At 54.1% G+C, this 14,452-nt stretch carries 9 protein-coding genes; 6 read left to right on the top strand and 3 right to left on the bottom strand.

Annotated features, from left to right (window positions below):
- Window positions 1-13 precede the first annotated feature (13 nt).
- The gene (locus tag MKX42_RS03115; RefSeq protein ID WP_340751152.1) at window positions 14-1,009 is read left to right on the top strand and encodes a Gfo/Idh/MocA family protein; all 996 of its coding nucleotides are present in this window, start codon (window positions 14-16) and stop codon (window positions 1,007-1,009) included.
- A 106-nt stretch (window positions 1,010-1,115) separates the two neighbouring features.
- Here MKX42_RS03115 and MKX42_RS03120 read toward each other — a convergent pair whose 3' ends face one another.
- Window positions 1,116-2,486 carry a dicarboxylate/amino acid:cation symporter gene (locus tag MKX42_RS03120; RefSeq protein WP_340751154.1) on the bottom strand — a complete coding sequence of 457 codons (1,371 nt, stop codon included), beginning with the start codon at window positions 2,484-2,486 and terminating at the stop codon, window positions 1,116-1,118.
- A 234-nt stretch (window positions 2,487-2,720) separates the two neighbouring features.
- Between MKX42_RS03120 and MKX42_RS03125 the strand changes: the two genes are divergently transcribed.
- The 3 genes from MKX42_RS03125 (at window position 2,721) to MKX42_RS03135 (ending at window position 7,413) form a co-directional block, all read left to right on the top strand.
- Window positions 2,721-3,521: an ABC transporter ATP-binding protein gene (locus MKX42_RS03125; protein ID WP_340751157.1), complete on the top strand. Its 801-nt coding sequence runs from the start codon at window positions 2,721-2,723 to the stop codon at window positions 3,519-3,521.
- The gene (locus MKX42_RS03130) at window positions 3,514-5,178 is read left to right on the top strand and encodes a hypothetical protein (protein WP_340751159.1); all 1,665 of its coding nucleotides are present in this window, start codon (window positions 3,514-3,516) and stop codon (window positions 5,176-5,178) included. The genes MKX42_RS03125 and MKX42_RS03130 overlap by 8 nt, the downstream gene beginning before the upstream one ends.
- 225 nt (window positions 5,179-5,403) lie before the next feature.
- Window positions 5,404-7,413 carry a putative bifunctional diguanylate cyclase/phosphodiesterase gene (locus MKX42_RS03135; protein ID WP_340751160.1) on the top strand — a complete coding sequence of 670 codons (2,010 nt, stop codon included), beginning with the start codon at window positions 5,404-5,406 and terminating at the stop codon, window positions 7,411-7,413.
- 91 nt (window positions 7,414-7,504) lie between these two features.
- Here the strand turns inward: MKX42_RS03135 and MKX42_RS03140 are convergent, their stop codons facing one another.
- Entirely contained in the window at window positions 7,505-9,199 is a 1,695-nt protein-coding gene (locus MKX42_RS03140; RefSeq protein ID WP_340751164.1) for a methyl-accepting chemotaxis protein, read from the bottom strand.
- A gap of 251 nt (window positions 9,200-9,450) precedes the next feature.
- Here MKX42_RS03140 and MKX42_RS03145 point away from each other — a divergent pair, with 251 nt between their 5' ends.
- On the top strand, window positions 9,451-9,882 hold the full coding sequence (locus tag MKX42_RS03145) for a MarR family winged helix-turn-helix transcriptional regulator (protein ID WP_340751166.1): 432 nt from the start codon (window positions 9,451-9,453) through the stop codon (window positions 9,880-9,882).
- A gap of 66 nt (window positions 9,883-9,948) precedes the next feature.
- On the opposite strand, the gene MKX42_RS03150 is transcribed toward MKX42_RS03145, so the two are convergent.
- Window positions 9,949-11,811, bottom strand: a complete 1,863-nt coding sequence (locus MKX42_RS03150; protein ID WP_445669293.1) for an LTA synthase family protein — start codon at window positions 11,809-11,811, stop codon at window positions 9,949-9,951.
- A 281-nt stretch (window positions 11,812-12,092) separates the two neighbouring features.
- Here MKX42_RS03150 and MKX42_RS03155 point away from each other — a divergent pair, with 281 nt between their 5' ends.
- The gene (locus tag MKX42_RS03155; RefSeq protein ID WP_340751171.1) at window positions 12,093-14,408 is read left to right on the top strand and encodes an ATP-dependent DNA helicase; all 2,316 of its coding nucleotides are present in this window, start codon (window positions 12,093-12,095) and stop codon (window positions 14,406-14,408) included.
- Window positions 14,409-14,452: the final 44 nt, after the last annotated feature.

Here is a 14,452-nt window from a genome sequence, read left to right on the forward strand (position 1 = left end):
GAAGGTGATAACTTTGGCAGAGAAGCTTCGCTGGGGAATTATGGGGTGTGCGCAGATCGCTACAGGTTCGGTAATGCCGGCTATCCAGGAGTCCGAGACCGGGGTGATCCGGGCGGTGGCCAGCCGCGGACTTACGAAGAGCAGCAGCGTAGCTGCCGAATTCGGCATTGAGCAGGCTTACGGCAGCTATGAAGAGCTGCTTGCGGACCCGGAGGTGGATGCCGTCTACATTCCGCTTCCGAATCATCTGCACTGTGAGTGGGTGATCCGCGCGGCTGAAGCGGGTAAGCATATCTTATGCGAGAAGCCGATTGCGCTGAACAGCCGTGAGGCCGCCGAGATGGTAGAGGCTTGCCGGAAGGCGGGCGTTCACTTGGCGGAGGCTTACATGTACCGCCATCATCCGCGTATCAATGAGCTGCGGGTGATTATCGCCAGCGGTGAGATCGGCGCGGTGCGTACCATCCGCGGCACGTTCACCTACAACGATGCTACGGATACCTCCAACATCCGCTTCAATGCTGCCTGGGGAGGCGGATCGCTCTATGATGTCGGCTGCTACCCGCTCACAGCCGCACGGCTGCTGTTCGGTACAGAGCCGGAGGCGGTAACCGTGCACGCGCTGTTCTCGCCGGAGCATGATAATGTAGATATGATGGCCTCCGGGCTGGTGGAGTTTCCCGGCGGGAAGAGCCTGATCTTCGACTGCGGGATGTGGGCGTATAACCGCCAGCTCCTGGAGGTGCTCGGTACGCAGGGACGGATCGAGATTCCGATGCCGTTCAATGCGAGATTCGATGATGCAGAGTTCTTCGTGTACAGCGGAGGAGAGCCCCGGCGTGTCGAGGCCTTCGGAGCCAACCCTTACGTCCAGCAGGCCGACCATTTTGCCACGGCGGTCTTCAGCGGCAAGCCCTGGATTGGGGAAGAGGACCCGCTGCTGAATATGAGGCTGATTGAGAGCTGCCTTGCGTCAGCCCGGAGGCGTGAGCGGATCAGTATGACGTAATCACTTGTTCCATCTGATAATAACGCCAAGCAGCGATTCTTCCAGTCACGGAGGAATCGCTGCTTTTTGGCGTCTTTATGCTTTTACCGAGAAGAGAGGGGCTTGCTTAGATTGGGTTCAGGAGGAGCTCATCATCCTCTTTGTCGCCACGGTTGAAGGCCTCGCGGTCGAATTCGCCCTCTGAGTTAGCCACCAGCAGGGCTGTCACGGTAGTCCCGGTAGCATTCACTGCGGTGCGGCCCATATCGATAAGGGCTTCCACCCCTGCAACGATGGCTATACCCTCAAGCGGCAAGCCTAGCGCGGTCAATACAACGGTGGTGGAGATTACAGCCGGTCCAGGCACTCCCGCTACCCCAATAGAGGAGATAATGCTGACTAGTACCAGCGTGATATAGTCGGTTCCGGTAAGCTGAATCCCGTAGACCTGGGCGGTGAACACAGCCACAATGGCCGGCCATACGCCGCCGCAGCCATTGAAGTTCACGGATGCACCCAGCGGAGCCACGAAGCTGGCAATGCGCGGTGAGACATGCAGCCGTTTCGTGATGACCTCCAGATTCACCGGCAGGGTGGCGTAGCTGCTTCTGGTGGTGAAGGCCACGGTCAGCATCGGGTAGATTTTGCGGAAGAAGCGGATAGGGCTCACCTTGGCAACAAACAGCACCAGCCCGCCGAAGATCAGGACAAAATGCAGAATCAGTGCGGCGTAAGAGGTTAGGATGACACTGCCCAGCTCCTGAAGGGTATCCCAGCCGTAGCGCGCCGTGATTCCGGCAATCAATGCGAATACGCCGTAGGGCGTCAGGCGGATGACGAATTTTACAACCTGGTGCAGCACTGTCGTCAAGGATTCAATAAGATCGCGGACAGGCTTCACGGCCTCCGGCTTCTTGGAGCCGACCTTGATAATGGCTACTGCCAGGAAGATAGCAAAAATCAACAGAGGCACCACCTTGCCGGTAGCCGCTTCATTCACGGGATTGGAAGGGACAAGGTCGAGGATCACCTGTGAGAAGGTAGGAATTTCACGGGCGGTGAAGTCCTCGGGAACGGTCTGCTGGATGCCTTTGCCCGGGTTGAACAGCAGAGCTACAGACAGACCGATGATGGAGGCAACACCGGTGGTGCCTAGGAACCAGGCGAAGGTCTTGATTCCGATTTTGCGGAGGTATTCAAGGTTAGTTAAGGAGGAGATGCTGTTGAGCACCAGAATGAACACCAGCGGCACAACAAGCATACGGATCAGACTGACATAGATGCTGCCGAACGTGCTGATGGCCTTAGTCTCCAACGTGAAATATTGAAAAAATATTCCCGCAATCAATCCGATGCCCAGCCCTGTCAGCACACGGGTGCCGAAGCCGATTCTCTTGCGGGCCATGAAGAACAGGATGGCGAAAACGATAATAGAAACCACGAAGCCATACCAGTTCGTCTCAATGGCTGATAATAAATTGTTGTCGATATTATTCATGCTGCTCTAAAGCCTCCTAATAATAGTTTTTTGGTCGGAATTATGGGTTTAAATGTATATGGAAATTTTATGAATGTCAATGTATGAATATGTTAATTTTCGTTTTCGGGTCGATGCAGAATTCCCGCTGCGATAAATCACAGGAATCAAGTGCTAAAATTTGCTAGAATAGGGTTAATGGTACTTTCTGTTGCTGGATGGAAGAGTATGCTTACCGAAGGGAGAGAGACGTCAATGGGTTTAACTGAAGAGCCGGTGATTTCAATTGAGGGCTTGTGGATGAATTACAGTGACCGGATGGTGCTGCGGGGGATTGATCTGAAGGTATACCGCGGACAGATTATCGGATATATCGGACCCAATGGGGCCGGCAAAAGCACGACAGTCAAGATTATGCTCGGGCTGGTGGAGGGTTATAACGGAACGATACGGATTTTTGGCAGGGATATCTCAGACGGGGATACAGCGTACAAAAGAAGGATCGGCTACGTGCCCGAGGTGGCAGAGCTGTATGACAGTCTGACGGCGCGGGAGTATCTGACCTTCACCGGTGAGCTGTATGGACTGAAGCAGGCCGATGCCGATGACAAGGCGCGGAAGCTGATGGGGCTGCTGGGAATGGAGAAGGCCTATGATATGCGGATTGCCTCCTACTCCAAGGGGATGAAGCAGAAGGTGCTGCTGATTGCCAGCATGCTGCATGACCCGGATATTCTGTTCCTGGATGAGCCGCTCAGCGGGCTGGATGCTAATAGTGTCATGGTGGTCAAGGAGATCTTCGCCACGCTTGCCGCCAGGGGCAAGACCATCTTTTATTCCTCGCATATTATGGATGTGGTTGAGAGAATCAGCAGCCGGATCATCCTGCTGGACGGAGGCGATATTGTCGCGGACGGAACCTTCACGCAGCTGCGGGAGCAGAGCCGGGAGGGATCACTGGAGGAGATTTTCAATCAGCTGACCGGGTTCGATCAATACAGGGATATTGCAAGCGAGTTCGTGGCTGTGATAGGCGAGGGTGCGGGGCATGAATGAATTCCTGATTCTGAAGCTGCTTGACCGGGTACAGTGGATCTTTAAGAGCCTGGGAGCCGATTATGCGCTCATGCGCCGTATTCTTCAGGTCAAGCTGACGATGGATGGCAGACGGACACCTACCCTGTTCTCCGGGTCGCACAATTCCAAGCTGGAGATGGAGGGATCGCCCTTTAGAGTACAGTGGCTCTATCTGCTGCTGGGGCTGATGCTGATTGCCATGGTTGCGCCTAGAGACCACCATATCCTGATGATGAGTCTGCTGTTCAGTATAGTGATGTTCCTGATCACCACCACGCTGATCTCCGATTTCTCGACGGTGATGCTGGATTTGCGTGATAAGAACATCCTCTTCTCCAAGCCGGTGGACCGCCGCACGCTGAATATGGCCAAGAGCTTACATATTCTGATCTATCTGCTGACCTTAACACTGACCTTCACCGGACCCTCACTGCTGTTCTCTCTATTCCGGCACGGGCCGGGCTTCTTCTTCGTGTACGCAGCTGAGATTCTGCTGATGGACGGCTTCATTCTGGTGTTCACTGCGCTAATCTATCTGCTGATTTTGAGGTTCTTTGACGGGGAAAAGCTCAAGGACATCATCAACTACGTACAGATTGTCCTGTCTGTGGCAGTAACTGTCGGTGCCCAGCTGGTAAGCAGGATGTTCAATCTATCGGCGCTGGGCCTGGACTTCACTCCCGCCTGGTGGCATTTCCTGCTGGCTCCGGTCTGGTTCGGGGCGCCGTTCGAGCTGCTGGCCGGCGGAACTGGAAGCCGGTCCGTGATTATTCTGGCAGCGCTCTCTGTGGTGGTGCCTGCCTTGATGTTCGCCGCCTACATCCGGCTGATGCCGGTATTTGAACGCAGCCTTCAGAAGCTGGCTGAGCATGGCGCAGAGGGCCGGGATAGCGGATGGCTTGCCCGTGTGCTGTCCGAGACCGTATGCCTGAACAAAGCGGAGGCCATGTTCTTCCGCTTCACCTGGTCGATGATGAAGAATGAACGCGAGTTCAAGCTCCGGGTATATCCGACCATCGGCTTCTCGCTGATCTTTCCCTTTATCTTCATCTTCAATCAGGTGTGGAGCGGCGATCTGGCCGGGATCAGAAGCTCCAAGTCCTTCCTGTTTATCTATTACAGCGCGCTGCTGCTGATGACAGTCGTGCAGATGGTCCGTTACTCGGCCAGCTATAAGGGTGCATGGATCTATCAGGTGATTCCTTTGCCGGGCAAGGGGCTGGTCTACCGGGGAATGCTGAAGGCAGCGGTCGTGAAGCTGCTGGTGCCGCTCTTCCTGCTGGAGGCGGCAGTGTTCATCGCTCTCTTGGGCTCCTGGATTATTGCAGATATGGCAGTCGTCCTGCTGGCTCTGCTGCTGTATGCCGTGATTTGCTTCCTTACGTTCCCGAAGGCGCTCCCGTTCTCGGAGAAGTACGAGGCGGCGCAGCGGAAGGAATTCACCGGCAGTGCTTTTGTGCAATTGTTCATTCTTGGGGGGCTGGCCGGAGTGCACTATGTCTTCACCCTGATTCCTGCAGGAATATACATCTACATGGTAATTCTGGTAGCTGCTAATGCCTGGATCTGGCGCAGGGCGTTCCTGCCGGACACCTCCCGGGACAACGGATTTCCAACCCTTCGCGCAGGCGGCTGAGGACAAATATGGACAATTTTTGCCGGCGTTCAAAAAAGGGTCCAAGTTCCATTATTTACTTAGACAGCCCGGTGAATACAAGGTAAAATACAGCTAAAGTTAGTTTTCAGAGAATACCTGCAATCATTATATACTCTTCCATTTATCCGCTATTCGTATATTGATTTATAACTTAAGATAGACCCTGAAACGACGCTGATACTATAACCAGTGAAGAGGTCAACTATGGATCAAATGGGAATCCACTATAATATCTGGATCGTTTTACTATCCTATGCGCTTGCTGCCGCAGCAGCGTATTCCGCGCTTAATCTGATTTCGCAGGTTTCCCATTCCGCGGGCCGGGTCAGACGTCTCTGGGTGCTCTCGGGTGCCTTTGTGCTTGGCGGCGGGATCTGGGCCATGCATTTTATCGGCATTATGGCCAGCCGCCTGCCCTTCAAGGTCAGCTACCATCCGGTGATGGCTGCCGTGTCTCTGCTCATTATTATGTCCTCCTGCTATGCAGCCCTGCAGATGGTTACGGCTCCCCGCCAGAGAAGCTGGCGGCTTCTTGCGGGCGGCGGCATACTCGGCAGCGGCATATCGTTCATGCATTATGCCGGAATGTCCTCCATGGAGATGGAGGCCAGGATTCATTACAGGGCAATGGATCAGGCTGTATCGGTACTAATCGCCCTTGCCGCTTCCTACATCGGCATTCTAATGCTTCGCAGATTCAAGGATCATACGGGCTTCAGCCGCTGGAAGCTGTATTCGGCACTATTCATCGCTCTGGCGGTTACCGGTATGCATTATACGAGTCTGAGAGCAAGCGACCTGCATAGTTACAGCTGGCAGGCGCCCGCCCCGATGCTGATGGAGACCGATGTGGTTCTGCTGACAGGGATTTCACTGGTTACCCTGTTCGTGCTGGCAGTCTCCGGCGGGACTGTGTTTCTGGACAGGGATGTACTGGAGCGCATGGCCTATCATGACCCGCTCACCGATCTGCCGAACCGGCATGGTCTGGAGCGTTACTTCAAGGATGATTTCTTCGGCGGGGTGTCCGGCGCCGTGTTTTTTGTTGACCTGGACCGCTTCAAATCGATTAATGATACGCTGGGCCATGATATTGGCGACTTGCTGCTGCGGGATGTATCTGCGAGGCTGACCTGCTGCGTGGGCGGGAAGGGGAAGGTGTTCCGGCTTGGCGGGGATGAATTCCTGATTGCGCTGCCGGATTGCACCGCCGTGGCGGCGGAGGAAGTAGCACAGCATATCCTCCAGGAGCTCAAGAAGTCTTACAGTATTGAAGGTAACGAATTGTACGTAACTGCGAGTGTGGGAATCAGCATGACTCCGGCGCACGGCACCGACCGTTCGGCGCTAATGAAGGCAGCCGATACGGCGCTCTATACCTCCAAGGATTCGGGCAAGAATAAATTCAGTGTGTTCGATCTGGAGATGAACCGTCATCAGGTCCGGCGGATGTCACTTGAGAAGGATCTGCGCAAGGCGCTGGCCCGCTCGGAATTCATGGTGGTCTACCAGCCCAAATGGGATTCGCTGCTGAATGTCACCGTGGGGCTTGAAGCGCTGCTGCGCTGGAGACATCCGGAGCATGGCGTCATCTCTCCGGGAGAGTTCATTCCGATCGCCGAGGAGACCGGCCTGATTGTCCCTATTACATACTGGATGCTGCATGAGGTGTGCGGACAGAATATGCTCTGGCATCAGGCGAAGGTTGCCAGTGTAGCGGTCTCGATTAATATGTCGGCGCGGATGTTTGAAGGCGGAAGCCTGTATGAGGTAGTGGAAGAGGCGTTGTCGCGTTCGGGCCTTGCGCCGCATTTCCTTGAACTGGAGATTACCGAGTCGATTGCGATGAACAATATGGAAGAGACGGTAGCCCAGCTCTCCAAGTTGCGGGATCTCGGTGTGCGGGTGTCCCTGGATGATTTCGGAACCGGTTTCTCTTCGCTCGGCAATCTCGATGAGATTCCAGTGAACACCCTGAAGATTGATCAGGTCTTCATCCGTAAGAGCAAGATGCATTCCAAGAAAGCGATCATCAGCAACATCATTGCCATTGCCAGCAATCTGAACATGGAGGTTGTGGCGGAGGGCGTGGAGACTACGGAGCAGATTGAGCTGTTGCAATCATTGGGCTGCCGGGTGATGCAGGGCTTCTACTACGGGCGTCCGATGCCGGTAAACGAATTGGGCCAATGGTTCATTGAGAATACGGCATAATGTATCTGGTTGCTGTTGCACAAAAAGGCTGTCCTGGATGTGGAGGGTTTTTCCGCATCAGGGCAGCCTTTTTAATGTATGAGACTCCGGTCTAGATTTTGAAACTCTCGACCAATACCTGCAGCTTCTCTGCGAGGGAGGAGAGGAATGCGGCGGAGGATTCGACCTCCTGCATGGCCGCAAGCTGCTCCTGGGAGGAAGCGGACAAGGTCTCCGCGCCTTCTGCTGTCTGATTGGAGACCGCTACGATCTTCTGGATCGAAGCGACAAGCCCGTCAGAGAGCAGGGCCAGCTCACGAACTGTGGCTGAGATCTGCTGGCTATGTGCAGACATATCGGATACGGAAGACTCAATCTCGGAGAAGGAATGCCCGGCAGCCATAATCATCTCTTTGCCGTGATGCATCTCTTCCGTGGAGTGCTTCATGGTCTCTCCGGCCTTGTCCATCTGCTGGACAATCAGACTGACCAGCTCACCGATCTGACGGGCAGATCCGGCCGAACGTTCAGCCAGCTTGCGTACAGAACCTGCCACAACGGCGAACCCGCGGCCTTCTTCTCCGGCCCGTGCGGCTTCAATCGCCGCATTGAGGGATAACAGGTTTGTCTCCTCGGCAATACTGGCAATGGTGCCGACAATATTCTCAATCTCTTTGGAATGGCTGCCCAGCGTCTCGATAATGTCGGAAAGATCCGAGATGCTTGCACCCACAATAGCCATCTGTGAAGTAGTCGAGTCCATAGATTCCCGGCCTGTCCGGGCCTTCTGGGAGTTGATGGCTGCCTGGTTCATTGCGCTGTCCGCATTGCCTGCAATTTTGGTAATGAAATGCGACATATCCTGTACGGCCTTGAAGCTGCCCTCGAGATTCTGCAGCTGGGTATGTGCCCCGTCGGCCAGATCCAGCGTGACATTAACACTGTGCTCTCCGGCCCGGTTAGTCTCCTGGGCACTGGCGGACAGCTCCTCTGAAGAGGAGGCAACCAGCATGGACGTTTCATTGACCTGTGTAATCAGGTCACGCAGATTCAGGGTCATCGCATTGAAGTCGCGGGCAAGCTCGCCGATCTCGTCCTTGGCCGTGAAGAGCAGCGGTTCCCGGGTCAGATCGCCTTTGGCTACCGTGTTGACGGATGCGGACAGCTTGGTCAGCGGGCTGACCATCCGGCGGATCAGCAGATAGGCGGCGAGAATCGCGATAATCAGAATGGAGCTGCCAATCAGGAAGGGCTGCGTGATGATATCCATGGTCCGGGATTGAATTAACGGGCCGTCGAAGTTAATCGCCATTAATGCAATGATGGGTTTGGTAGGGTCGTGGTCCTGATAGATGGGGCCGTAGCCGGTTTTGAGGGAGGTGCCCTGATATGTATACACCTTCGAGTAGGCGGAGTGCTTCATCTTGATAATCATTTGTTTATCTTCATCTGAGAAGTAGAAGGAGTCTCCAGCTTTGTAGCCGCGTTTTTTGAAGTTTTTGTCAGCGGCCAGCACCTTGCCGTCCAGTGAAAGAATGAAGGCTTCTTTGAAAATAGGCTTGTGATCACTGATCCATCCGATGCGGTCTTCAATCGCAGTCAGCTTGCTGGTATCGCCTGCAGCCAGAGCAGTTATATCGGCAGGATCGATAAGGCCGGTAGTTATATTGGCGCAGCCTACCAATTCAATGCCTGCAGCTTCATCGATCTGCTTGTACGCAGCATGATAACCGAAGAAGCCTATGGATGAACCAACCAACAGCAATACAATCAGCATCATCCATGTTAATTTTGTTGCCAATTTCATAACAAATATCACCAGCCCTGACTCTAAAAGATTAAGTGAATTTTGGGGTTCACTGCTACGATTATAGCGCATACGCTTCGGTTTGAGCAGACGTCAGAAAAAAAGAATTTTCGTGTCGGAAAATGATGAATTATGTATAAAAAATCATTGAAAATAGGCGCCTAATCCTATTTCAGTTTCAAAAAATATTGTATGTCTAACTGGTATAATGTTACGCTTGAAGCAGAACAAACGGACTGGGAGCTGAAGGGATGTCACAAGAAGTCAATCCTTTGATCGAACGTGTGGGATTATCCATGTGGAAGGTTCAGCGCAGAATCATGTCGAAGATGTCAATGCATAAGGAATTGGGGCTGACTGTGCCGCAATTCGGGCTGTTGCATATGATCTTTCAGGAGCAGCAGGCACGGGTGATTCAACTGGCGGACAAGATGGAAGTAAAATCCAGTGCAGTCACCGTCATGCTGGACCGGCTGGAGCTGCTGGAGCTGATCGCCCGCGTGACGGACGAGAATGACCGCAGAGCGGTAATTGTCACGATCACCAGCAAGGGGCAAGAGGTATTGGAAGAAGCACAGCGCCGGTCACTGCTGCTGCTGGAAGAGCATCTGGCCATTCTGGAGCCGGCAGAGCTGGAGAACTTCGCGGATTATTATCTCATGCTGGAGAATCAGGAGCGTTAACATAAGCATTACAAAGAGGCAGCGCTTCTCCCGTTACGGAGAGGCGCTGCCTCTTGTCTAGTCCGGCTATTTTGCGGCAGGTTCTTTGTCCGGCAATTGTGTAACGTAGCTGTCAGACAGCTGGCGCAGCCGCAGAGCGCGGTTGTATTCATCCTCGTTGCCGGCCGGAGCAGTACCTCCGGTAGCCAGCGGATATTGGGTATTATCCTCGAAGCTGTTGCCCGGAATCAACAGGGCAGAGCTGGAAATGAAGGAGCCGGTAGGCAGGTAATACCGTTGCGGCAGCAGATTGTAGGACTGGCTGAGCAGATCCTGGCCGAAATAAATATTGTTATCCATCGATACTCCCAGCAGGCTGGCGGCCGTAGGCATAATATCGACTTCTCCGCCTACCTGCGCAAGCTTCTGCGGAGCAATTCCTTCGCCATGAATAAGCAGCGGAATGTTGAGCATATTGGCGTAGCTGTAATCATATCCGTAGATTTCCTTCATTAGCTGCTTGTCGTCATGATCCAGCGAATAGATCGGCAGTCCCATATGGTCGCCGTAGACCATAACCAGACTGTTCTCCCATAATCCATTCGCCTTCAGTTCATCTACAAACTGTCCGAAGGCATAGTCCGCATAGTTCTGCGACCGCACATAATCGCCGACAAAGGTGCCTTCATACCGCTCAGGAAGCTTCATCTTGTGCTTCTCTTCAGGAATAGTGAACGGGTGATGCGCCGACATGGAGATGACCTGGGCATAGAACGGCTGGCCCGCATCGCTCATTTCCTTCAGCTTCTCCGAGGATTTGCGGTAAAGCACCTCATCGGAAGCGCCGAAGAAGAAGGCATCCTCGTCACCGAAGAATTGGTGATCGTAATACTTCTGCCAGCCGAGGGCCTTATATAGCTCGCCCCGGTTCCAGAATTCCACCACATTGGTGTGGAACGTGGCCGTCTGGTAGCCGTTATCTCCCAGCAGACGGGGCAGACTCGGCAGCTGCTTGTCGATATAAGACATGGTAGCCGCACCCTGCGGAGGAATATAGAAGGACGAATTGACCACGAATTCCGCATCGGAGGTGTTGCCCTGGCCGACCATCTGATAGAAATTCGTGAAGTACAGGCTCTGCTCCATCAGACGGTTCAGATTAGGGGTAATCTCCTGGCCGTCTACCTTCAGAGCAAGCAGGAAGTTCTGGAAGGACTCCAATTGGATCACAATCAGATTCTTGCCCTTGGCGGCACCGGCATAAGCCGAGACTGCTGAAGGGTCGATGCCCTTGAGCTGGTTAATCGTGCTCTGTGTGATTTCACTGGCCTGGACCAGCTCGGTTTTATCTTTGGCAAAGATCGTGTATGCTTCATAATTAAGGATGCCCATCTCCTGGGCCTTCTTGATCTCATTCATGCTCGCCTTATTCGGAAGAATATTGAACAGGCAGAGTCCGAGCGAGACTGCGAACAGTACGACATGCAGCGTCCGTCCGTTTGGCCGGTTGATCTGGTCTTTTTTATAAGTGCGGCCGTTCTTGTTAATGAAGAAGTAGAAGCCCAGCACAATGATATCGGTGAAGATCAGCAGATAATAAGGGTCCATTAATGAGAACACGCTGTTCTTGACGGCCGTGACCTGGTTCACCTGCTCGGCGGCATGGTAAGTGACAATGACCCCATAATATTTGAAGTACATAATGGCGGCAAAAAAGATCGCGGTAACCAGCAGATTGACCGTCATGTAATAGCCGAGCTTCCGTCTGGAGGCAAAGCGCTCAATCAGGAAAAACAGGGCCCAGACAAAGGGCAGCTCCGTCAATACGGATTGCCAGAACTTTAAATCATCAAAGATTACACCCCAGGCCAGCAGGCTTTTGAACAGAAAAAGAATGGAAAAGAACACAAATGGCTTAAGGAGCCATCGTTTTACAGTTTGGGATGACACAGCTTCGCCTTCTTTCTGAAGAATGAACAGGTTTCCCGGCTGATAGGAAACAGCAGCATGAGAACAGAAGAATACCATTATCAATAGAACTTATTATGAAGTGCCAGGGAAGGAATGTCAAAAATCAGAAGCGGCCGTATACTCCCTGAAACTCGCGTAAACTACGGCTAGAATGAATCCGGCGCAGGCCACTCCCTCAGGGCGGGGAAATATCGGCGTTAAACGAAGAATATGAGCCATACGCAGCGGAAGCTGGCGGAAATTATTGGAGGTGGGGACGGATGGAGCATATAGAAATCACACTGTCCGTGAGGGCGCTTGTGGAATTTGCCTACAGCAGCGGCAGTTTGGAGCCGGGCTTCCGCAGCGGTGCCGCCATGGTGGAGGGGACGCGCAGCCATCAGCTGATCCAGAAGCAATACAAGGAAGGGGACCGCAAGGAGGTCTATTTGAAGACCGGAATCCCTTACGGAGATCTGCTGTTTCAGATTGACGGGCGCTGCGACGGCCTGCTTACGGCAGCGGATGGGAGCCTGACGGTAGAGGAGATTAAGTCCATGGCCGGAATCCCGGACCCTGCGTTTGAAGGGAAGGAGGTACACTGGGCCCAGGCTTACATGTATGCTTACATGCTGGCAACGGATCTTGAGCTTCCCGACATCCAGGTGAAGCTCACCTATGTGCAGCGGGGAAGCGAGGCACAGTACAGCCTCTACCGGGAGATGTCCCGCGAAGCGCTGACGGCCTTTACGCTAGAGACCGTAAGCAGGTATGCACCTTATGCCGAGATGATGGTTCGTTACAAGGCGAAGAGAGGGGAGAGCATCACGGCCCTGTCTTTTCCGTTCTCGGCCTACCGGCCCGGCCAGCGCCATTTCGCTGCCGCAGTATATACCTCCATTGCTGAGGGGGCGAACCTCTTCGCCCAGGCACCGACAGGCATCGGTAAAACCATGTCTACCCTGTTCCCGGCGGTCAAAGCGCTGGGCGAAGGCAAAGCAGCCGGTATCTTCTATTTGACCGCCAAGACTGTTACACGGATCGCGGCGCAGGAGGCGGCCTCGATGCTGAACCGCCGGGGGCTGCATCTGCATGTCATTGCGCTGACGGCGAAGGAGAAGGCCTGCTTCCGGGAGGAGGGAATCTGCGGAAATGATTCCTGCGCTTATGCGGAGGGGTATTACGACCGGATCAACGGCGCGCTGATCGATATGCTGGAGCATGAGACGCTGATGACCCGGGAGACGATTGCCGGCTATGCCCATAAGCATCAGGTCTGCCCGTTTGAATTCTCGCTGGATGCCGCCTATGCCTGCGATGTTGTTATCTGCGATTACAATTATATCTACGACCCGCGCATCAGTCTGAAGCGCATGTCCGAGGAGCGCAAGAAGAACACTGTGCTGCTGGTGGATGAAGCGCATAATCTGGTGGACCGGGGCCGGGAGATGTATTCTGCTTCGCTTTCCAAGGCGCCCTTCCTGGCGCTTAGCCGGACCTACAAAACAGCGAATCCCCGGCTCGGCACTGCCGCCAAAGCAGTGAACACTTTCTTCATCGCGCTGCGCAAGAGCTGTAGCGACAAGGGTGCGGGAGAGTGGGCGGCCTATCCGGAGAAGCTGCCGGAGCTGCTGGAGAACTTCGCCGCTGAAGCCGAGCTGGAGCTGCTGAATCCCTCTTCTCCTGTAGGCTCTGCGCAGGCAGAGGAAGAGGGGGAGAACAGCCTGCTGGATACCTATTACGCGGCACAGGCGATGCTCCGTACCTTCAAAACCTACGATGAACGTTACATCACCTATGCCGAGGTGCGCAGCGGAGATGTGTATCTGAAGCTGTTCAATCTCGATCCGTCGCATCTGCTGCAGCAAATGGGCAAGAGCTTTCGCAGCCAGATTCTGTTCTCTGCGACCCTCTCGCCGCTCTCGTATTACAGGGATATGATCGGTGCAGGCGCGGAGGACTACAGTCTGAGCCTGGCCTCACCTTTTCACAAAGAGCAATGGCAGGTATCTGTGCTGCCGGTATCCACCCGGTTTCATGATCGTGAGGCTTCTATACAGCCGCTTAGTGATGCGCTCAAAGGTCTGGTCTCGAAGAAGGGCAACTACCTGGTCTTCTTTCCCTCCTATCTCTACTTGAAGCATGTCTATGAGGTGTTCACTGAGAAGTACCCTGAAGTCCCCACGCTGTTGCAGGGCAGCGGGATGAGCGAGCCGGAGCGGGAGAGCTTCCTGGCGGCCTTCCGCCCGGATAACCCGGAGCCGCTGCTTGGCTTTGCCGTGCTGGGCGGTATTTTCTCCGAAGGGGTGGATCTGCCCGGTGACCGGTTGAACGGGGTAATGGTGGTAGGGGTCGGACTCCCGCAGGTGGGGCTGGAGCGCAATCTGCTGCGGAGCTATTTCCAGGCGCAGGGCAAGAACGGCTTCGATTATGCTTATATCTACCCTGGCATGTGCAAGGTGCAACAGGCCGGAGGACGGCTGATCCGCAGTGAGAGCGACAGCGGGGTCATTGTGCTCGCTGACGACCGCTTCATGCAGCCTTCTTACCGGCAGCTGCTTCCAGAGGAGTGGCGGGACTACTCTGTGATGACCTAAGCGGGTATAATCTTTGACAAGGCATTCACCAGACAACTCAGGAG

The sequence above is a fragment of the Paenibacillus sp. FSL R7-0204 genome (assembly GCF_038002225.1).
In the GTDB taxonomy this organism is placed as follows: Bacteria; Bacillota; Bacilli; order Paenibacillales; family Paenibacillaceae; genus Paenibacillus_AQ.